This window comes from Pseudomonas uvaldensis (assembly GCF_021271205.1).
Taxonomy (GTDB): domain Bacteria; phylum Pseudomonadota; class Gammaproteobacteria; order Pseudomonadales; family Pseudomonadaceae; genus Aquipseudomonas; species Aquipseudomonas uvaldensis.
The window spans coordinates 13,475-37,528 of the sequence record NZ_JAIWKS010000012.1 but is presented as its reverse complement, the minus strand read 5'-3'; the positions used below and the strand labels follow the sequence as shown (position 1 = coordinate 37,528).

General features: G+C 64.8%; 2 protein-coding genes (1 of these 2 running past the window's edge). Both read right to left on the bottom strand.

The window, feature by feature from the left end; genetic code table 11:
* Positions 1–11,680, bottom strand: the 5' portion of a protein-coding gene (locus LCU97_RS22805; RefSeq protein WP_232777851.1) for a non-ribosomal peptide synthase/polyketide synthase. The gene continues 1,859 nt to the left of window position 1, outside the view; 11,680 of the gene's 13,539 nt are visible here — the first part of the coding sequence; it begins with the start codon at positions 11,678–11,680; the stop codon falls past the left edge of the window.
* A complete protein-coding gene (locus tag LCU97_RS22800; RefSeq protein WP_232777850.1) occupies positions 11,680–24,054 on the bottom strand; it encodes a non-ribosomal peptide synthetase in 12,375 nt (4,124 codons plus the stop codon). Before LCU97_RS22800 ends, LCU97_RS22805 begins: the two co-directional genes overlap by 1 nt.

The following is a 24,054-nucleotide window of genomic DNA, read 5'->3' as shown; positions in this document are numbered from 1 at the left end:
GCTGTTTCCAGTACTCGGCCTGGCGCGCCAATACGCCTTGTTCTTCCAGCGCCTGTTGCCACAACGCAAAGTCCTGGTACTGGACCTCCAGGGGCGGCAGCGGCATCGGTTCGCCCTTGAGGGACGCCTCGTAGGCCTGCACCAGTTCGTTGATCAACAGACCCATGGACCAGCCATCGGAGATGATGTGATGCATGGCGAACAGCAACACATGCTCGGTCGGTCCCAAGTGCAGGATTCGCCCACGCAGCAGCGGTGCCTGCTCCAGGTCGATCGGCATGCGCGCGTTTTCCAATGTCGCCTGGGCCACCCGCTCGCGCTGGGCGCTGGGGGAAAGGCCGGACAGGTCGATCACCGGGAAGTCCAGTCGAACCTCATCGGCAATCAACGCCACCGGATCCCCTTCGTCGTCCTGGGTGTACGCGGTGCGTAGCACATCGTGGCGACGGACCACTTCGGCGAAGCTGTCCAACAGACGCGCCACCGACAATTCGCCGCACAGGCGCAACGCCATGGGCATGCCGTACGCCGAGGTGCCGCCGGACAACTGTTCGGCGATCCACAGCCGTCGCTGTACCAACGACAGCGGCGCCGAACGCCGCGGTCCGTGGGCCACCAGCCGGATTCCGTTGGAGTCCCCGGCCCGCACCGGCCCCTCTACGGCGCCAGCCATCAGGGCCGCCAGCGCCTTGAGCTGCGGATGGTCGAACACATCACGCAGGCTCAGCGGATAGCCGGTCAGCTTGCGCAGGCGGGAGACCGCCTGGGTCGCCAGCAGCGAATGACCGCCGCGCTCGAAGAAATGGTCGTGGCGCCCGACCTGCTCCACGTCCAGCACTTCTTGCCAGACAGTGGCGATCCGTTGCTCCAGTTCGCCCTCCGGCATCGCGAAGCCTGGCTGCGCCTGGCTGGCATCGAAGCGCGGCAGGGCCTTGCGCTCCAACTTGCCGTTAGGGCTGACCGGCATGCGCTCCAGCACGAACCAGTGCTGTGGAACCATGTAGTCGGGCAAATTCTGGCTCAAGTGGGCCTTCAACGCCTGCTCCAGCTCTTGGCTGACAGTGCCGTCGCCGCCCAGCCACGCTGGCGACTGCGGCACCACATAGCCCACCAGCAGCGTGCCGTCCTGGGCGATGACCACGCTTTCACGGACCTCGTCATGCTCGGTCAGGCGCGCTTCGATCTCCCCCAGCTCGATGCGCAAGCCACGGATTTTCACTTGATGGTCCATGCGCCCGGCGTACTCGATGACGCCATCTGCGCGATAGCGCGCCAGGTCGCCGGTCCGGTACAACCGCGCACCGTCGCCGAACGGGCTGGTGACGAATCGCTCGGCCGTCAGCGACGGGCGACGATGGTAGCCGCGCGCCAGGCCTTCACCGCCCAGGTACAACTCGCCCGTCACGCCCACGGGCACTGGCGACAGGTCGTGGTCGAGGATAAACGTGCCCAGGTTGGCGATCGGCTGGCCGATCGGCACCGCGTCCCGACCTTCATCGACGCAGGTCCAATGGGTCACGTCGATGGCGGCTTCGGTGGGGCCGTACAGGTTGTACAGGCCGGCAGCCGGCAGTTTGGCGAACACTTGCAGTTGGGCATCCACCGGCAGCGCTTCGCCGCTGCAAATAATCCGCTTCAGGCTCTGGCAACGACCGACCGCCGGATCCTGCATGAATACCTGCAACATCGACGGCACGAAGTGCAAGGTGGTGATCCGCTGCGCGGTGATCAGCTCGATCAACTGCTGCGGATCGCGATGAGCCCCTGGAGGCGCCATTACCAACGTGGCGCCGGTCAGCAACGGCCAGAAGAACTCCCAGACCGATACGTCGAAGCTGAAGGGAGTCTTTTGCAGCACACTGTCGCCTGCGTCCAGCCGGTAGGCGTCCTGCATCCAGCACAACCGGTTGACCAGGGCCGAATGGCGGTTGCCGGCGCCCTTGGGCTTGCCAGTGGAACCGGAGGTGTAGATCACGTAGGCCAGGTTTTCGCCTTGCACGGCGACCTCGGGATTGGCGTCGCTGCACCCGGCCAGCCAGTCGCCCGGCTGATCCAGCACCAGACTGAGCAAACCCGTCGGCACAGGCAGTTGGTCAAGCAGATGACGCTGGGTGAGCAGCAATCCGATGCCGCTGTCTTCGAACATGTAGGCCAGGCGATCCTGAGGGTATTCCGGGTCCAGCGGCACGTAGGCACCACCGGCCTTGAGAATCGCCAACAGTCCGACCACCATTTCCACCGACCGCTCCACGGCGATGCCCACCAGTACATCCGGGCCGACGCCCTGCGCCATCAACCGATGGGCCAGGCGGTTGGCCTGGGCGTTGAGTTCGGCATAACCGAACCGTTGCTGGCCGAAGACCAGCGCGCAGGCGTGAGGGGTTTTATCCACCTGTTCTTCGATCAGACGATGCACGCTGCGGTCGAGCGGGTACGCAGTGGCGGTAGCGTTCCAGCCCTGCTGAACCGCCAGCTGTCCGGCATCGAGCAATGACAATTGCCCCACCCTGCGCTCGCCGCCGAGAACGATCTGCTCCAACAGGTGCACCAGGTGCTGGCCGATGCGGGCAACGTCCCCTGGCGCGAAGCTGGCGCGGTGGTAACTCAAGAGCAGCGACAGCGATTCACCCAGGTTCACCGCCAGGGTCAGCGGGTAGTTGGTTTGTTCATGGTTCGCCACCTCGCCGAAACGCAATGTGGCCGGAGCGCCCTCTTGCAGCGCCTGGGACACCGGGTAGTTCTCGAACACCAGCAAGGTGTCGAACAGTGCCGCACCGCCCTGTCCGGCCCAACGCTGGATATCGAACAGCGGTGTGTGCTCATGTTCACGCAGGCTCAGGTTTCGTCCCTGGACCTCCCGCAACCATTGGCCGACGCTGTGCTCCGCCCGTGGGCTTCCGATTACCGGCAAGGTGTTGATAAACAGCCCGATCTGTTGCTCAACGCCGGCAATGGACGCGGGCCGGCCGGCCACCGTGGCGCCAAAAGCGACCACCGATTGCCCGGTGCAGCGTTGCAGCAACAACTGCCAGGCAGCTTGCACCAGGGTGTTGACCGTCACCTTCTGCTCTCGGGCAAAAGCGTGCAACCGCGTGGTGGCGTGCTCGTCGAGCGATTGTTCGTACTCGCCATGGCCGACGCCTGCCTCACTGCGCGAGTCCCGGGCAAAGGCCCCCGCCAGCTGCGTCGGTTCGTCCAGCTCGGCCAGTTGCGTGCGCCAGAACTGCTCGCTCGCCAACGGATCCTGGAGCGACAGCCACTCGATGTAGTCCCGGTAGCGTCCGGCCGGCCGCGCCGGTGCCTGGCCGCTGTAGCGTTGCAGCACTTCACCAAGCAACTGCGAATGGCTCCAGCCGTCCATGAGGATGTGATGGCTGGTGTAAATCAGGTGATAACGGTCCTCTGCCACACGCACCACCACCAGGCGCAGCAACGGCGCCGCGTCCAGCGAGAAACCTTGCTGGCGCTGGTCCAGGGCCAGCGCGTCCAGTTCTGTGGACAGGCTGGGGTTGGCGTGCCAGTCATGGAACAGGAACGGGACTTCCACTCGCTTATGCACCACCTGCAAGGCCCGCTTGAAGTCGCCCTCCCAGGTAAAGCGGCTGCGCAGCACTTCATGGGCGTCCATGACGGCCTGCCAGGCCTGGCGGAAGCGCTCGACTTCCAACCCCTCGACGTCCACCCGCAATTGATTGATGTAGTGACCCGCCTCTTGTTCATAGAGGGTATGGAACAGCATGCCCTGCTGCATGGGCGACAACGGATAGAGGTCTTCGACCTGCCGAGGCGCCAGGGCCAGGGCATCCAGTTGGGCCTGGGTCAAACCGGCCAGCGGCAAGTCCGACGGTGTGAAGCCCTGGTGCTGCGCCTGGCAGCAATGCTCGATCAACACCTGCAACTCGTGACCATAATCCGAGGCCAGGGCCTGGACGGTCGCCTCGTCGAACATGTGCACACTGAAGGTCCAGTCGATGCTCAGCTCGCCCCCGTAGACGCTGCCATTGAGCGTCAGCCAGTTGTCCAGCGGCGCCAGGGGACTTTGTGCCGTGCCCGACGATTCACTGGCCGGGACGAACAGCCCGTCCGTGTCATCGGCGAACCCGTTGTCGAACTGGCCCAGATAGTTGAAGGTGATGCGCGGCACGGGCAGCGCCGCCAGGGTGCGACGGGTCTGCTCATCGCCCAGGTAGCGCAGCACGCCGAATCCGAGCCCCTTGTCGGGGATAGCTCGCAATTGTTCCTTGATGGCCTTGATCGAATCCGCCGCGGTGGCCGCCGGGGTCAGGCGCACCGGGAACAGGCTGGTGAACCAACCCACGCTACGGCTCAGGTCCAGGTCGTCGAACAGCGCCTCGCGGCCATGCCCCTCCAGTTGAATCAAGGTCGAGGCTTCGGCGGTCCAGCGGCCGATGACCCGGGCCAAGGCCGTCAGCAGCAAATCGTTGACCTGGGTGCGATAAGCCGCCGGCGCTTGCTGCAAGAGGCGTTGGGTCTGATGCTTGTCCAGACGCGTCTGGACCTGCGCGGCATGGCATCTGAGCATTTCCCCCTGAGGGCGATCACATGGCAGGTCAGGGCGAGCGCCCTCCAACTGATCTTGCCAATAAGCCATCTGGGCCTGTAGCGCTGCACTGCCGGCATGGGTCTGCAACCGTTGCGCCCAGGCCTGGGTGGAGCTGGTCTTGACGGGCAGCGTCGGCGTCTGTCCGGCTTGCAGTTGGGCATAAGCCTGCTGCAGATCTTCCAGCAGAACGCGCCAGGAGACGCCGTCCACCACCAAGTGATGGATCACCAGCAACAGCCTCTGGCTGCCATCGGCCAGGTTCGCCAATACGCCGCGCAACAACGTGCCGCCGTCCAGAGCAAGACTGCGCTGGGCCTGTTCGGCCAATGGCTCGAATGCCAAGGCATCGGCCACTTCGGCGGTCCACAACAGAGGCGATCGTTGCCAGACCGTGTGCTGCTCGGCGAGCGTGCGATGGCGAGCGATCCAGCCGTCATCCTCATGGATGAACGCGAGCCGCAAGGCATCGTGATGGGCCATCAGCGCCTGCAACGCCTGCTCCAGATGCCCGGCGTCTACCGGTCGCTTGCCCTTGAGCAGCAGCGACTGATTCCAGTGGTGAGGCTCGGCCATGTTCTGTTCGAAGAACAACTGTTGGAACGGCAGCAGCACCGTATCGCCCGTCACCGGGCCCTGGTCGATGCCCGGACCGCCGTCGCCCCTGCTCGCCACACCCGCCAGGCCCTGGATGGTCTGGTGGACGAACAGGTCCTTGGGACTGAAATGAATCCCGGCCTGGCGGGCCCGACTGACCACCTGAATAGAGATGATCGAATCGCCCCCCAGCTCGAAGAAGTTGTCCTGGATGCCCACCTGGTCGCGCCCCAGCACGCTTTGCCAGATGTCGGCCAGCGCCTGTTCGATGGCTGTGCGCGGTGCGATGTAGGCTTTGGGCGTGGCGCTGGTATCGGCCTTGGGCAGTGCCTTGCGCTCCAGTTTGCCGTTGGGGCTGACCGGCATCTTTTCCAACCACAGCCAGTGCTGCGGCACCATGTAATCGGGCAGGGCACGGCTCAAGTGATCCTTGAGGCGCTCTTGCAATGCCTGGCGAACGGCGTCATCGGCGGCCAGCAGCTCGACGCGGGCCGGCACCACGTAGGCCACCAGCAGAGCACCGTCCTGGGCGATGACGACGGTTTCGCGCACGTCTTCGTGCTCGGCCAGGCGCGCCTCGATTTCGCCCAGTTCGATGCGCAGGCCACGGATCTTCACCTGGTGATCCATCCGCCCGGCGTATTCGATCACACCATCGGCGCGGTATCGCGCCAGGTCACCGGTGCGGTACAGCCGCTGCCCCGGGCCGAAAGGTCCGGTGACGAAGCGCTCGGCCGTCAGCGCGGCGCGGCGGTGGTAACCACGGGCCAGGCCCTCGCCCGCCAGGTACAACTCGCCTATTACGCCCACCGGCACCGGGGCCAGTTCATCGTCCAGGATGTAGGTGCCCAGATTGGCAATCGGCTGGCCGATGGGCACGCTGTCGCGACCTTCCTCGACGCACGTCCAGTGGGTCACGTCGATGGCCGCCTCGGTCGGGCCATAGAGGTTGTACAGGCCGGCGGTCGGCAGCTTGGCGAACACCTGTTGCTGCGCATCCACCGGCAGGGCTTCACCGCTGCAAACAATGCGCTTGAGGCTGGTGCAATCGGTCACGTGAGGATCTTGCACGAAAGCCTGCAACATCGACGGGACGAAGTGCAGCGTGGTGATGCGGTGTGCGGTGATCAGCTCGATCAGTTGAGCCGGGTCGCGATGAGCGCCCGGCGCGGCCACCACCAGGGTGGAGCCGGTCATCAGCGGCCAAAAGAATTCCCACACCGACACATCGAAACTGAACGGCGTTTTTTGCAGCACGCTGTCCGTGGCATCGAGCCCATAGGCCTGCTGCATCCAGCACAGCCGGTTGACCAGCGCAGAATGGCGGTTACCCGCGCCCTTGGGTTTGCCGGTGGAACCGGAGGTGTAGATCACATACGCCAGGTTCTCACCGTGGACGTCGACCTGTGGATCGCTGTCGCGACCGGCATACAGGCCATCGTCAGGTTGATCCAGCACCAGGCTGTGCATCCCTGTCGGGATCGGCAGCGAATCCAACAAGTGTTGCTGAGTCAGCAGCAGGCCGATGCCGCTGTCCTCGAACATGTAGGCCAGGCGTTCACGAGGGTATTCCGGGTCCAGCGGGACGTAGGCACCGCCGGCCTTGAGGATCGCCAGCAGCCCTAGCACCATCTCCACGGAACGCTCCACGGCGATGCCCACCAGCACGTCCGGGCCGACGCCTTGATCGATCAGCCGGTGAGCCAGTCGATTGGCCCGGGCGTTGAGGTCGGCGTAGGTCAGACGTTGCTCGCCGAAGATCAGCGCCGGGGCATCCGGATTGCTGCGCACCTGCTCTTCGATCAACCCCTGCACCGTGCGTTCGAGAGGGTAGCGAACCGTCGTCGCGTTCCAGTCGACGAGCATCCGCCGACGCTCTCCAGCCTCCAGCAAGGTCCATTGCGCCACGGGGCGATGCAGGTCCTGCACCAGACTCTGCAACAGGTTGAGCCAATGCTGACCCATGCGTTCGATGGTGGCCGGTTCGAACAAATCCGTGGCGTAGGTCAGGGCCGCGTGCAAGCCTTGCGGGCTGTCGACGGTGTCCAGGCTCAGGTCGAACTGGGCGGTGCGTTGTGCCCAGCCAATAGGTTCGACCGTCAGGCCCGGCAATGCTTCGGCGAACGCGGCGACGTTTTCGGCGCGATGATTGAACATCGCCTGGAACAGCGGGCTGTGGCTCAAATTACGCTGCGGCTGCAAGGCATCGACCAGTTGCTCGAACGGCAGGTCCTGATGCATCTGCGCCGCCATGGCCGTCTGCTTGAGCTGTTGCAGCAGGTCGGCCCCGCTCAGATCACCGTGGAATTGGCCTCGCAACACCTGGGTATTGACAAAGAACCCGATCAACCGCTCGGTTTCCAGCCGCTGGCGGTTGGCGATCGGCACCCCGACGCGAATGTCGGACTGTCCGCTGTAGCGATGCAACAAGGCCTGGAAGGTACCGAGCAGGAGCACGAACAACGTGACGTTTTCCCGCCGGGCCAGTGCCTTGAGGGCATCGCTCAACGAAGGATCGATCACAATGGGCAAACGCGCGCCCCGCAGGCTTTGCTGCGCAGGACGCGGATGGTCGGTGGGCAATTCCAGCAACGGCTGTTCGCCGCCCAACTGCCCGGTCCAGTAGGCCAGTTGGCGATCCCGCTCGCCGGCCTCCATCCATTGCCGCTGCCAGACCGCATAGTCGGCGTACTGCACCGACAACGCAGGCAACTGCACAGGTCGCTCCTGAACGAAAGCCGAGTACAGGCTCATCAGGTCATCGACCATCACCTGCAACGACCAGGCATCGGCGACGATGTGATGCACGGTCAGTACCAGGATGTGCTCCCGGTCGCCCAGCGCCAGCAACGCCACACGCAGCAACGCGTCGTTCATGAGATCGAACGGGCCTTGGGTCTGGTGTTCGAGGAACGCCTGGATAGCGGCCTCGTCTTGTTCGTCCAGGCGCTGCTCGACGAAACTGACCTGGCCCTGCGGGCGGATCACCTGGCAGGTGCGTCCATCGTCTTCGACGAATGCCGTGCGCAAGCTTTCATGGCGCTCCACCAGCGCTTCGAAGCTGCGACGCAGGGCGAGCTTGTCCAGCGCGCCGCGCAAGCGCAGGGCCGTCGGAATATTGTAGGCGGCGCTGTCCGGGTCCATTTTCCACAGGAACCATTGACGCTCCTGGGCAAACGACAACGGCAGCGGCTTGTCTCGCGGCACTGGCACCATTGCCGGCGCGTGTTCGCCCCGGTCGACATCGAGGGCGCCGACAAAATCCTGCAACGTGCTGTGTTCGAACAGGCTGCGCAGCGGCACTTCGATCCCCAGTGCCCGCCGGACCCGCGACACCACTTGGGTGACCAACAGTGAGTGGCCGCCCAGGTCGAAGAAGTTATCTTCCAGCCCTACCCGTTCGAGCTTGAGCATCTCTTGCCAGATCGCCGCCACCTGTTGCTCGCGGTGGCTGCGGGGCGCCACGTAGGCCCGCTGCACATCGCGGGCATCCGGGGCAGGCAAGGCCTTGCGGTCGATTTTGCCATTGGGCGTCAGCGGCAGTTGCGCCAGGAACAGCAGGTGCGCCGGGACCATGTACTCGGGCAACTGCGCCTTGAGCGCAGCCTTGAGTGCAGTGCGCGCAGCGGCCTCGCCTTCGTAATCCGCCCCCGGATTGACGGCAGGTACCACGTAACCCACCAGTTGCGCGCCAGTCGGGCCTTCATGGGCGATCACCACGGTTTCACGCACGCTGTCCTGGGCCAACAGCGCCGCTTCGATCTCACCCAACTCGATGCGCAGGCCACGGATCTTGACCTGATGATCCATGCGCCCGAGGTACTCGACCACGCCTTCGGCCCGATAGCGGGTCAGGTCGCCGGTGCGGTACAGCCGCTCGCCGCGGGTGGAAAACGGGTCCGGGACAAACCGTTCGGCGGTCAAGGCCGGACGCTGGAAGTAACCGCGGGCCAGGCCTTCACCACCGATGAGCAATTCACCCGGCGCGCCGGGCGGGTTGAGGGTCAGGTCGCTGCCGACGATGTACAGCGCTGTGTTGTCCAGGGGTTTACCCAGGAACGGACGGCTGTTTTCGGGGCTCAACGGATGCACCGCCGACCAGATGGTGGTCTCGGTCGGGCCATAGAGGTTCCAGACCCTGGGCGACAGCGTCAGCAGCCGTTGCGCCAGTTCCTGGGGCAACGCTTCGCCGCCGCAGAGGAAGGTACGCCCGGCCAGCAGCGGCGCCTGTTCATGATCCAGCAGCATGCGCCAGCTCGAAGGCGTGGCTTGCAACACGGTGACATCGTGACGTGCGATCAACTCCAGTACCGCTTGCGGATCCTGGTGCACGTTCTGGCCGGTCAGCACCACGCTGGCGCCGGCGCACAGCGGGCCATAGATCTCCAGGCCAAAGATGTCGAAGGAGAATGTGGTCAGCGACAGCATGCGGTCGTCGGCCGTCAGGCCGGGTTGGGCGATCATGCTGGTGACGAAGTTGCTCAATGCCCCGTGGCGCACCATCACGCCCTTGGGTTTGCCGGTGGAACCGGAGGTGTAGATCACGTAGGCCAGATGCTCGCCAGTGAGGGGTACCCTCGGGCATGCGTCGCAGGCCTCCTGTAGCGTGGCGTCGGGTTGGTCCAGCAACAGGGCCGGGAGGGTCGCTGGAATAGGCAACACCGCCTGCAAGCGGGCCTGGGTCAACAGCAACCGGATGCCGCTGTCCTGAATCATGTAGGCCAGGCGATCCTCGGGGTACGCCGGGTCCAACGGCACGTAGGCACCGCCGGCCTTGAGGATCGCCAGCAGCCCGACGATCATCTCGACGCTGCGCTCCAGCGCGATGCCCACTGGCTGGCCGGGCGTCACGCCCAGGGCGATCAAACGATGGGCGAGTTGGTTGGCGCGCCTGTCCAGTTGCCTGTAGGTCAGGGCCTCTCCATCGATTGTCAGCGCCAAGGCGTCCGGGGTCTGGGAGGCCTGCTCGGCGATGCGTTGATGCACGCATTCAAGCTCAACGCCGTGGTCCACCGTCCGACGCCAGTCCTGCTGCGTCTGGCGCTGCTGGTCGCTGTCCAGCAGCGGCAGTTCACCGATCCGTTGCTGCGGCGCCTCGACAATGCCTTGCAGCAGCTGCTGCCAGTGCCGGGCCAGCCGTTCGATGGTCTGTGGTTCGAAGAGGTCGGTGGCGTAGGTCAATTCCGCGGCGACACCCTGCTCGGTTTCATACGTGCCCAACGTCAGATCGAACTGGGCGGTGCGCCCTTCCCACACCAGGTCCTCGATGCCCAGTTGCGGCAGTTGCACTTGCCGGTCCTGGACGTCGCGGGCGGTCTGGTGGTTGAACATCACTTGGAAAATCGGGCTGTGGCTGAGGCTGCGCTCCGGTTGCAGCGCCTCGATCAACTGCTCGAAGGGCAAGTCCTGATGGGCCTGGGCGGCCATGGCTGATCGCTTGACCTGATCGAGCAAACGATCGAAAGGCAGTTGTCCGTCGACATGGGCGTTGAGCACCTGGGTGTTGACGAAAAAGCCGATCAGGCGCTCGGTCTCGACCCGGTTACGGTTGGCCACCGGCACGCCGACGCGGATCTGCGGCTGGCCGCTGTAGCGGTGCAGCAAGGCCTGGAACGACGCCAGCAGCACCATGAACAGGCTGGCCCCTTCGCGTTGGGCCAGTTGCTTGAGCGCTGTGACCAATGGCGGCGGCAGGTCCAGGTCCAGCCGTGCGCCACGGAAGCTCTGCACGGGCGGGCGCGGATGATCCAGAGGCAACTCCAGCACCGGCTGTTCATCGCCCAACGTCTCGACCCAGTAGGCCAACTGCCGCTCACGCTCGCCGGCCTCCAGCCAATGGCGCTGCCAGATGGCGTAGTCGGCGTACTGCAAGGGCAATTCCGGTAACGACAGCGGCGTGCCGACAGTCTCGGCGCCATAGTGACGGACCAGCTCATCGACCAGCACCTGCATAGACCAGCCGTCGGAAATGATGTGGTGCTGGATCAGCACCAGCACATGGTCGTCTTCGGCGACTTTCAACAGGGAAACCCGCAGCAACGGCCCCTGGCGCAGGTCGAACGGGCGTGCGGTTTCAGCCTCGACGAAGGCCTTGATGCTGTCGTCCTGACTGGCCGGGGAATTCGCGGGCAAGGATTCGAGGCTGATACGCAGCGGCATCTGTCGGTGGATAACCTGCACGGTCTGCTCGTCCCGCTCGATGAAGGTGGTGCGCAGGCTCTCATGGCGTTCGACCAGCGCATTGAAGCTGCGCTCCAGGGCCGGCACGTCCAGCCGACCTTTGAGGCGCAGGGCACTGGGAATGTGATAAGCCGGGCTGAGGGGATCCATCTGCCACAGGAACCATTGGCGTTCCTGGGCGTAGGACAGCGGGATATCCTCGAACCCGGAGCGCACCTCGGGGATCGGCAGGTTGGCCGGCGAGACGCCCTCTTCGAGCATCTTTTCCAGGTACAGCCTGCGTTTGTCCAGCGGCAGAGTGATAAAGCGCTTGGCAATCCTCAAAGCAACACTCTTGTCCATCAGACTTCCTCCATTTCATCAAGCAGGGCTTCCAGCTTGTTCAGTTTCTGTTCATTGATTGGCCCGCCGCCGGAGTCGAGTTGCGCGACGAAATCCTTCAGGACGGGGTGCTGGAAAATCAGTTGCGGGGTCAGGGTCAGCCCCAGTTCGAGCGCCATGCGCGAGACGGCGTTGACCGCCAGCAGCGAATGACCGCCCAGCTCGAAGAAGTGATCGTTCAGGCCGACGCGCTCCACCGTGAGCACCTGGGCCCAGATCGCCGCGACCTGTTGTTCCCGTTCACTGGCCGGGGCCACATAACCGGCCTGCGACAGGCCGCTCTCCACGGCGGGCAAGGCCTTGCGGTCGAGCTTGCCGTTCGGGGTCATGGGCAGTTGGTCGAGGAACAGCAGGTGGGCCGGGACCATGTAGTCGGGCAGATGCTCCTTGAGTCCGCCCTTGAGTCGGTCGCGCACTGCACGCAGGTCTTCGGCGTCCCGGTCCAGCGCAGGCGCCACCACGTAGGCCACCAGTTGCGGGCCTCCCGGCGCGTCCTGGGCCAGGACGGCCACCTCGCGTACCTCCGGTTGAGCCAGCAGCCGCGCTTCGATTTCCCCCAGCTCGATGCGGAAGCCACGGATCTTCACCTGATGGTCGATGCGTCCCTGGTATTCGAGCACGCCATCGGCGCGGTAACGGCACAAGTCACCGGTGCGGTACAGGCGCTCGCCGGTGGTAGAGAACGGATTGGGGACGTACTTCTCGGCGGTCATCGCCGCTCGCCCGAGGTAGCCACGGGTGATGCCCGCGCCGCTCAGGTACAGCTCCGCCGGTACTCCCTGGGGCACCGGCTGCAGACCGGCATCCAACAGGTAGCTGGCCGTGTGCTTGAGGGGACGGCCGATGTTCGCCGTGCCGTCGACGGAGCGCCGCGCCCAGGTGGAATAGGTGGTGTCTTCGGAAGGGCCGTAGAGGTCGTAGACGTGTTCGACGCGGGTCGACTGATACAGCGCCTCCACCAGGCTCTGCTTCAGTGGCTCGCCCGCCAGGTTGATGATGCGCACGCTGGCCGGGATATCGCCGCTGCGCTGCAACGCGGCGATGGCCGACGGTACGGTGTTGACCAGTCGCACCTGATCCCGCGCCGGCAGGTGCGGCAGCTCCAGGGCATTGCGGGCGATGACCAGTGAGCCGCCATTGGCCAGGGTCACGAACAGCTCCCACACCGACAGATCGAAGCACACCGAGGTCGAAGCCAGTACCCCCTGGATGTCGTCACGGCTGTAGACCGAACGGGACCAGTCGATCAATGCCAGCACGTTGCGATGGGCAATCGCCACGCCCTTGGGCTTGCCGGTGGAGCCGGAGGTGTAGATCACATAGGCGAGGTTGTCCGGGCTGACCGGGGTACTTGGCGCGCTCAGTGGATACGGCGTCAGGTCGAGCCGGTCGAGCATCAGCACCGTCGTGTCGACCGGCACGCTCAAGGTCATCGCCACGGCCTGCTCGGTCAGCAGCACACGGGCACGGCTGTCGTCGAGCATGTAGGCCACGCGTTCTGCCGGGTAATCCGGGTCCAACGGCACGTAGGCGCCGCCGGCCTTGAGCACTGCCAGCAAGGCGACCAGCAGGTGTTCGGAGCGCGGCATCGCCACGCCCACCCGAACCTCCGGGCCCACGCCCAGTTCGATGAGCTTGTGGGCCAGGCGATTGGCGCGGCCATCCAGCTCGCTGTAGCTCATGCGGGTATCGGCGAAGATCACTGCCAGGGCATCCGGCGCGGCTTCGGCCTGGCGAGCGATCACCTCGTGCACGCACAGTGTTTGCTCGAACGGTGCGTCAATCGGGTTCCAGTCGTGGGTCAGGCGCTGATGCTCATCGAACCCGAGCATCGACAACTGCCCCAGGCAACGTTCGCCCTGGCCGGTCATCTGCCCCAGGAGTTGGGCCAGATGCGCCGCCAGCCGCGCCACGGTGTCGGGCTGGAAACAGGCGCGCTGATAGCTCATGTGCACCGACAACTGCCGATCCAGGCTCACCAGCAAGGTCAATGGATAACTGGTCTGCTCCCGAGTGGTCGCCGGGCCGAAGCGCAGGCCTTGCGGCGCGCCCTGTTCCAGGGCCTGGGCAATCGGGTAGTTCTCGAACACCAGCAGGCTGTCGAACAGCGCGTCACCGCCCTGCCCGGCCCAGCGTTGGATGTCGAGCAGCGCGGTGTGCTCGAACTCCCGCAGCGCCAGGTTCTGCCCTTGTACCGCTTGCAACCAGCTGTCCAGGGATTGCTCGGCCCGTGGGCTGGCGATCACCGGCAGCGTGTTGATGAACAGGCCGATCTGCTCTTCGATACCCGGCAAGTCCGCCGGACGACCGGCCACGGTCGCGCCGAAGGCCACGGTGGCCTTGCCGGTGTAACGTTGCAACAGCAGCAGCCATGCCGCTTGCACCAGGGTATTGACGGTGACTTTCGACGTACGGGCGAACGCCTCCAGGCGCCGGGTCAGCGGCTCATCGAGCAACTGGACATGGTCGCCGTAACCGACGCCACTGTCTTCCGACCGAGCTTCCGACCGAGGCATGGTGTCGGCCAGCCGCGTCGGTGCCTCCAGGCGTTGCAGCGCGGTTTTCCAGAACGCTTCGCCAGCGGCGGCGTCCTGGCGTTGCAACCAGGCGATGTAATCCCGATAGCGGCTGCTCTGCACGGCGACACGCTGGCCGCTGTAGCGTTGCAACACCTCGCCGAGCAACTGCGAGTTGCTCCAACCGTCCATCAGGATGTGGTGATGGGTGTAGATCAGGTGGTAGCGCTGTTCATCGAGGCGCACGATGGTCAGCCGCAACAGAGCCGGCGAGTCCAGCGTCAATTGCCGACGCTCGGCATCGGCCAGCGCCTGCAAGGTTTCATCGCCCTGCGCAGCGTCCCGCAGGTCATGCAGGCGGTAAGGCAGTTCCAGGTGTTTGCTGACCCTTTGCAGCGGCTCCGGCAGATCCCCCAACCAGACGAACTGAGTGCGCAGAATGTCATGGGCGTCCACCGCCGCCTGCCAGGCCTGGCGGAAGCGCTCCGGATCCAGCCCCTCGACGTCCAGGCGCAATTGGTTGATGTAGTCGCCACCGGCCTCGCCATAGACGCTGTGAAACAGCATCCCCTGCTGCATCGGCGACAGTGGATAAATGTCCTCGACGGCCCGGGATTGCAGAACCAGAGCATCCAATTGCGCCTGGGACAGACGCGCTAAGGGGAAATCCGAGGGCGTTACACCGCCATGAGCGCTGTCACAGCAATGGACGATCAGCGCGGTCAGTTCCTGCTGGTAGTCATCCGCCAGGCGTTGGATGGTCGCGACGTCGAACCGCTCGCCGCTGAATGTCCAGCTCAGCGCCAGCTCGCCATCGAGCACCTTGCCGTCCAGCGCCAGCGGGCTGCCCAGCGGGCCTTGCAGGTTCAGCTCTTCACCGCCGCTTTCACCGGTGGGCACGAACAACGCGTCGTCGCGGCCATTGAAACTGGCATCGAACTGGCCCAGGTAGTTGAACGTCAGTGATGGTGTCGGCAAGCCCTGCAAGGCTCGACGCGTGTCGGCATCGCCCAGGTGCGCCAGGGCTCCGAAGCCGATGCCTTTGTGGGGAATGGCCCGCAGCTGTTCCTTGATCTGCTTCAGCGAACTGCCGAGGTCGGCGACGGGCGTCAGCCGCGCCGGGTACAGGCTGGTGAACCAGCCGACGGTGCGGGTCAGGTCGATGTGGGCAAACAGATCTTCCCGACCGTGGCCCTCCAGTTGCACCAACACACTGTCGTCGCCGGTCCAGCGCACCATCACCCGCGCCAGGGCGGTGAGCAGCAGGTCGTTGACCTGGGTGCGATAGGCTGCCGGGGCGTGTTGCAGCAGTTGTCGGGTCAGGGTTTTGTCCAGTTGGCTGCGCACCACATGCGCGTGGCTATGCTGCTGCCCGCCCTCAGGGTGGTCCCAAGGCAACGCAGCCCCAACACCGTGTAACTGCTGTTGCCAGAAGCCCGATTCGGCCTGCAACGTGGCGCTGGCGGCATAGTCCCGCAACGCTTCGGTCCAGCGCTTGAGAGCGCTGGTCCTGGCCGGCAGGTGCAGCGCTGCGCCGGCCTGAAGCTGCCGATAAGCGCTTTGCAGGTCTTCGAACAGGATTCGCCAGGACACACCGTCCACCACCAGGTGATGCACGATCAGCAGCAGCCGTTGAGTGCCATCGGCGAGGTTCGCCAGCACCGCCCGCAGCAGCGTATCACCGCTCAGTTGCAGGCTGCGTTGGGCCCGGTTGCCCAGATCTTGGAGCGCGGCAAGGTCAGTCACTTCGGCCTGCCAGACCAACGGTCCGGCGGCCCGTGTGTCCACATCACGGTAGCGCGCGGTCCAGCCTTCGCCTTGCTCGATGAATTCCAGGCGCAGGCTGTCGTGATGGGCGACCAGCGCCTGCAAGGCCTGCTCCAGCACAGAAGCGTCCAGCGCCTGGGTCGGCTTGAGCATCACCGACTGGTTCCAATGGTGGCGGTCGGGAATCGGTTGGGCGAAGAACCATTGATGAATCGGCAGCAGCGCGGTTTCGCCGGTTGCCGGCTGCTGGTCGATCACTGGCGCCGCCGCGCCGGTCTGCGCCACGGTGGCCAGTGCTTCGAGGGTCTGGTGCTGGAACAGATCCTTCGGTGTGAAGTGAATGCCGGCCTGACGGGCGCGGCTGACCACCTGGATCGACACGATGGAATCGCCGCCCAGCTCGAAGAAGTTGTCCCGCAGCCCCACCCGACCGAGCTTGAGCACGTCCTGCCAGATGGACGCCAGTTGCCGTTCCAGCGCACTGCGTGGCGCCACATAGTCCTGCTGCAATTGGCCGACGTCGGGTTTGGGCAGGTTCTTGCGGTCGAGCTTGCCGTTGGGGGTCAGGGGCAGGCATTCGAGCACCAGCAGATACGCTGGGACCATGTGCGCCGGTAACGTCGCCTGGAGCTGTTCGCGCAGTTGCCCGGCGAACGCCTCAGGCGCGCTGACCGACTCGTCTGCCACCACATAACCCACCAGGCGCTTGCCGCTGCCGGCAGCGCCTTCCTGGGCCACGACCACCGCTTCGCGCACGCCCTCCAGGGCTTGCAGGCTGGCCTCGACCTCGCCCAGCTCGATACGGAAACCGCGGATCTTCACCTGGTTATCGATGCGGTCCAGATAGTCGAAGGTGCCGTCGGCCCGTTGGCGCACCAGGTCGCCGGTGCGATACAGCAAGCCACCGACACTGAACGGGTCAGCGACAAAACGCTCAGCCGTCAATCCCGGACGGTTCAGGTAACCCCGGGCCAGGCCCGTGCCGCCCAGGTAAAGCTCACCGGCCATGCCTTGGGGCAGCAGGTTCAAGTCCGCGTCCAGCACGTAGGCGCTACGGTCGCCGATGCGGCTGCCGATGGGCGCATATGCGGCGCCGCAGGTCACGTCTCGACCGGCTTTCCAGATCAGCGGGGTGACCACGGTTTCGGTCGGGCCATAGCCGTTGATGATGAAGTCCGGGTCGAGGGCGCGCTTGACCCGTTCGAAACCGGCGTTGGGCACCGCGTCGCCGCCAAAGCAATAGACGCGCATCTTGGGCGGGTTGCCCTCGCGTTCGGCCTGTTCGGCCAACTGTTGCAGGTACACCGGTGGGAAGGCCGCCACGGTCACGCCGTACTCGCGCATCGCCTGACAGGTCTGTTCCGGGGTCCACAAACTGTCGTCGCGAATCAACAGCGAAGCGCCATGGGTCAGGCTGGTGAGCCAGCGTTCATGGGCGCCATCGAAGGCGAAGGACATGAAGTGGAATTCACAGTCGCTGTCACGCATTTCATAGCGTTCGCCGATGGCCTGGCAGTGCATTGTCAGCGGACCATGGGCCACGCTCACGCCCTTGGGGTTGCCGGTAGAGCCGGAGGTGTAGATCACGTAGGCCAGGTTTTGCGGATCGACCTGGACATCGGGCGCATCGAGAGGGTGTTGACGCAGGTCCAGGCTATCGAGTTCCAGCACCTGGGCGGCCCCCTCAAGCGGCAGCTGCGCCGATACCCGCGAATCGGTCAGCAACAGCGCCAACCCCGAATCATCGATCAAGTACGCCAGTCGTTCGCGAGGATACTGGGTGTCCAGCGGCACATAGGCACCGCCGGCCTTGAGCACCGCCAGCAGCGCGACGATCACCCCTTCGCTGCGGGGCAAGGCCACGCCGACGCGGGTTTCCGGGCCGACGCCTCGGGCGATCAGCGCGTGGGCCAGTTGATTGGCCCGACGCTCGATCTCGCCATAGCTGAACCGTTGTCCGTCGAAAATAACCGCTGTGCGGTGGGGCTTGAGCGCCGCCCATTGGGCGATTCGTTGATGCACGGAGAGATCGGTCGGGTATGGCTGCGGATGGTTCGCAACCTGCTGACGGGCCTGTTCTGCGTCGCTGACCAGGGCGATCTGCCCCAGGTTGCGGGTCGCCGATTCAGCGAAGGCTTCCAGGAGGTGGGTCAGATGCACGCTGATCTCGTCGATGGCCGTCGGGCTGAAATATGCCCGTTCGAAGCTGTAGTGCAGCGCCAACGTCTGGCCGAGGGTCACGGCTACGCTCAACGGGTAATGGGTCTGCTCCCGATGAACGACCTCGCCGAACACCAGCCCTTGCCCGGCGCTGTCCTGCAGGGCCTGGGCAACCGGGTAGTTTTCGAACACCAGGATGTTGTCGAACAGCGCCTCGCCGCCCTGCCCGGCCCAACGCTGGATGTCCGCCAACGGCGTGTGCTCGAACTCCCGCAGGCTCAGATTCTGCGCCTGCACCGCTTGCAGCCATTCACCGACCGATTGATCCGGACGCGGCGCAGCGATGACCGGCAAGGTGTTGATGAACAACCCCACTTGCTGCTCGACGCCCGGCACATCCGCCGGACGCCCCGCCACGGTGGCACCGAAGGCAACGCTGTCGTGGCCGGTGTAGCGTTGCAGCAACAGCAGCCATGCCGCTTGCACCAGCGTGTTGAGGGTGACTTTCTGCTGGCGGGCGAACAGCTCCAGTGCCTGGGTCCGGGTGGCATCCAGGGTCTGGAAATGATCGCCATGGCCATGCTGGCTTTCGCCGGCGGACATCACCCGCGCCAGGCGGGTCGGCTCTTGCAGGGTCGCCAGTTGCGCGTCCCAGAACGCCTCGCTGCGTTGAGGGTCCTGGCGTTGCAGCCAGGCGATGTAGTCGCGGTAGCGACCGACACCGGCGGCGGGCACGCGACCGCTGTAGCGCTGCAGCACTTCGCCCAGCAGTTGGGCGTTGCTCCAGCCGTCCATCAGGATGTGATGGTGGGTGTAGATCAGATGCCAACGTTCGGCTTCGGTCCGCACCAGCACCAGGCGCAGCAATGGCGCCTGACTCAGATCGAAGCCTTTCGCTCGCTCATCCTCGGCCAGCGCGGCAAGGGCCTGCGGCTGCTCGGCACGGTCACGCCAGTCCAGCACCGTGAAGGGTACCGGGACCTGCTTGTGGACCATCTGCAACGGTTGCTGCAAGTCGCCCTGCCAGACGAAGCCGCTGCGCAGGATGTCCTGCGCATCGACGCACGCCTGCCACGCCCCGCGGAAACGCTCGGCATCCAGGCCTTGCACGTCCACCCGCAGTTGGTTGACGTATTCGCCTGCGGCCTGCTCGTAGAGGGTGTGGAACAGCAGCCCTTGCTGCATGGGCGACAGCGGATACAGGTCGTCGAGTTGACCGCTGGGTACAGGCAATCCGTCGAGTTGCGCCTGGGTGATGCGCGCCAGCGGGAAATCCGACGGTGTGGCTTGCGGCACGGCCAGTTGGGCACAATGTTCGATCAGTGCCTTCAGCTCGACGGCGTACTGGTCGACCAATTGCTGCACGGTCGCATTGTCGAACATCTCGCGGCTGAACCCCCAGCTCATCGTCAGCTCGCCGCCATACACCTGCCCTTCCACGGTCAGCCAGTTGGCCAGTGGCGCCGTGGGATCCTGCGCGACGCCACTGCCTTCGCCGGACGGCACGAACAGCGCCGACTCATCGAACTGGCGGTCGAACTGGCCCAGGTAGTTGAAGGTGATGCGCGCGGGCGGCAGATCCGTCAGTTCGGCTTGCACCGCAGGCGCGGCCAGATAGCGCAGCACGCCGTACCCCAGACCTTTGTCCGGAACACCGCGCAACTGCTCCTTGATCGATTTGATCGAACCGCCGAGATCATCGGTGGCGGTCAGCTTCACCGGGTACAGGCTGGTGAACCAGCCCACCGTCCGGGTCAGGTCGATGTCATCGAACAGGTCTTCACGGCCATGACCTTCCAATTCCACCCGCGTGCCCGGCTGCCCGCTCCAGCGGCTAACGGTGCGAGCCAGCGCGGTCAGCAGCAGGTCGTTGACTTGGGTGCGGTAGGCCGCGGGTGCCTGTTGCAGCAATTGCCGGGTTGGTTCGGCGTCCAGACGCCATTGGATCTTCGCACCATGGACATTTTCCAGGCTGCCTTGCGGGCGGTCGCATGGCAGGTCCTGCGCGCCCTGGTGCTGGGCTTTCCAATAGGCCAACTGGTCGTCGAAACGCGACGCTTCGGCGCTCAGGCGGGCGGTCCAGTCCTGGAACGCACTGGTCTTGGCCGGTAGCGTAACGCCGCCACCCGCCGCCAACTGCTCGTAGGCCTGCTGCAAATCTTCCAGCAATACACGCCATGACACGCCGTCCACCACCAAGTGATGGATGACCAGCGCCAGCCGCTGACTGCCATCGACCAGATTGACCAGCATGGCCCGCACCAGCGGCCCTTCTTCCAGGGAGAGGCTGCGCTGCGCGTCGTCGCACAGAGCATTCAACTGCTCGACGGATTGGGCATCGCGCAGCCACAGGCCGGCGCTTTGCAGCAGCGGCCCATGGACTTGCCGCCAACCGTCCGCGTCTTCGACAAAGCGCAGGCGCAGGGCGTCGTGATGATTGATCACGCAGGTCAGCGCCGCATCGAGCCATTGTTCATTCAAGGGCTCGCGAGGGCTCAGCAATAACGATTGGTTCCAGTGCTCGCGGGCCTGCATCGACCGCGAGAAAAACTGCTGCTGGATTGGGCCGAGCAGGGCATCGCCGGTGACCGGTCCCTGGTCCACGGCGCTCTGATGATCGATACTCTGATGATCGACGCTCGCGACCCGCGCCAGGGTGCGCACGGTCTGGTGCTGGAACAGATCCCGTGGGTTGATGTGAATACCGAGCTGTCGCGCACGGCTCACCACTTGGATGGAAATGATCGAATCACCGCCCAGCTCGAAGAAGTTGTCTTCGAGGCCGACCCGCTCCAGCCCCAGGACGTCCCGCCATATCTCGGCCAACGCGATTTGCAGCGCATCCTGTGGCGCGACGAAGACTTGCTGCGGTGCGGCATCCGGTTGCGGCAAGGCCTTGCGGTCCAGCTTACCGTTGGCCGTGACCGGCAGCCTGTCCAAGGGCATCAGGTAGGTCGGCACCATGTATTCCGGCAGGCTGCCCAGCAACCAGGCCTTGACGTCCTGTTGCCACTGCTCCGGCGGCTCGGGATTTTCCAGCACCAGATAACCCACCAGGTGCTTGCCGTCCTGCACCAGCACCACTGCTTCACGTACCAGCGGGTGTTGCGCCAGCCGGGTTTCGATTTCGCCCAGTTCGATGCGCAGGCCGCGCAATTTGACCTGATGGTCGAGGCGGCCAAGGTATTCGATCACGCCGTCGGCGCGCTGGCGTACGCGGTCACCGGTGCGGTACAGGCGCTCGCCGGCCTGGAAGGGGCACGGCACGAAGCGCTCGGCGGTCAGCGCCGCACGTCGGTGATAACCACGCGCCAGCCCTGCCCCACCCAGGTACAACTCGCCTGACACACCCCAAGGCACGGGTTTCAATTGAGCATCGAGCACGTGGGTGCGCAGGTTGGCGATCGGCTGCCCGATCGGCACGATGGAGGCGCCTTCGTCGACACAGGTCCAGTGGGTCACGTCGATGGCCGCTTCGGTCGGACCGTAGAGGTTGTAGAGCCCCACGTCAGGCAATTTGGCGAAGACCTGATGCTGGGCATCCAGCGGCAAAGCTTCACCACTGCAAACGATGCGCTTGAGTCCTGCGCAGGCTTCGACCCCCGGCTCATGAATAAACGCCTGCAGCATCGACGGCACGAAGTGCAGCGTACTGATGCCGTATCGGTTGATGGTCTCGATCAACTGCAACGGGTCGCGGTGTACCCCTGGCGCGGCCATCACCAAACGCGCACCGGTCATCAGCGGCCAGAAGAACTCCCACACCGACACGTCGAAGCTGAACGGGGTTTTCTGTAATACCGCGTCGCTGCCGTCGAGGCCGTAAGCCTGCTGCATCCAGCACAAGCGGTTGACCAACGCCGCGTGGCTGTTGCCCGCGCCCTTGGGCCGACCGGTGGAGCCGGACGTGTAGATCACATAGGCCAGGTTCAGCGGATCGACCGCCACCTCGGGCCGACCCTCGCTGTAGCCATCGAGCCAGCCGGCCGGTTGATCGAGCAGGATCACGGCCACGCCCTCGGTGGGCAGCTCCGCCAACAGCGAGCCCTGGGTCAGCAGCAAGGCGATGCCACTGTCTTCGATCATGTAGGCCAGGCGCTCCCGTGGGTACTCCGGGTCCAGCGGCACGTAGGCGCCGCCAGCCTTGTGAATCGCCAGCAGCCCGACCACCATCTCCACCGAGCGTTCGACGCAGATCCCCACCAGGCTGTCAGGCCGTACGCCGCGCTCACGCAGCAGATGGGCCAGTTGATTGGCGCGGGCGTCGAGCTGGGCGTAGGTCAGGCTGTGCTCGCCGAACGACACCGCCACCGAGTCCGGAGTGCACGCCACCTGCGCTTCAATCAACTGATGCATGCACCGGTCGGTCGGGTAGCGCTGGGCGGTGGCGTTCCAATCGTGCACCAGTGCCTGGTGCTCGTCGGCATCGAGCAGCGGCAGTTCGCCGATGCGTTGCAACGGGTCGGCAACCATCGCCGCCAGCAAGCGCAGCCAATGCCGCGCCATGCGTGCGATAGTCGCGGCTTCGAACAAGTCGTTGGCGTACGTCAGCGCGGCGTGCAGCTTGCCGGCCTTCTCGAAGGTGTCCAGGGTCAGGTCGAACTGGGTGGTTCGGCCTTGCCAGTCGATCATGCCCAATTCCAGCCCGGACGCGGTGCTGATCGTGGTGATATCGGCCACGTGCGGCTGGTGGTTGTACATCACCTGGAACAGCGGCGTATGGCTGAGGCTGCGCTCCAGTTTCAAAGCCTCGACCAGACGTTCGAAAGGCAGTTCCTGATGGGCCTGGGCACCGAGGGCCGCCTCTTTGACGGTTCGAAGCAAATCGACAACCCGCGTCTGCCCGTCGAGCGGGGTGCGCAGTACCTGGGTGTTGACGAAAAAGCCGATCAAGCCTTCGATTTCATCACGATTGCGGTTGGCGATTGGCACGCCGACACGGATGTCGCATTGGCCGCTGTAGCGATGCAGTAGCACATTGAACGCACCGAGCAGGAACATGAACAGGGTGACGCCCTGCTGCTGGGCAGCGCTGCGCAGTTGATCGGCCAGGACGCCATCGATGGCGAACTCATGACGGCTGCCGCGATAGCTCGGCATCACCGGGCGCGCATGATCGGTGGGCAGTTCGAGGACCGGATGCTCGTCGCCCAGTTGCGCCTGCCAGTATTCCAGTTGCCGCGCCTGTTCGCCCGCTTCGAGCCAGCGGCGCTGCCACAGGGCGTAGTCGCTGTACTGGACCGGCAACGGCGCGAGTCGCGGTGCCTGCCCCGCTTCATGGGCGTCGTAGCAGCGAATGAATTCGTCGATCAGCACGTTCATCGACCAGCCGTCCGAGACGATGTGGTGCAAGGTCAACAGCAACACATGCTCTTGCTCAGCGAGCTTGAGCAGCTTGACCCGCAACAGCGGCCCGACCGCCAGATCGAACGGCAGCAGCGACTGTTGCTGAGCCGCCTGGGCCACCGCCCGCTCGCGCTCGTCGGCGGGTAACGCAGCGAAATCCTCTTGCTCGATCACCAGCGGTGCCGTCATGGGCACTTGCAAAAGACTGTCATCCGCCTGGCGCTGGAACACCGTGCGCAGGGTTTCGTGACGGGCCATCAGGGTGGCGAACGCCTGCTCCAGTGCCGGCAGATTCAAGCCCCCCTTGAGCCGCACCGCTCCCGGCAGGTTGTAGGCGCCGCTGTGGGGGTCCAATTGCCAGAGAAACCACATGCGCTGCTGGGCATAGGACAGGGCCCGGCGATCCTCGGCCTCGACGCCCTGAGGAATCGGGAAACCGCTGAATTCCACGCCCTCCTTCTCCAGCGCCGCCAGGAACATCCGGCGCTTTTCCAGGGGCAACCCGATAAACCGGCGAGCAAGTTTCAAGGCGTCTTCAGCATTCAT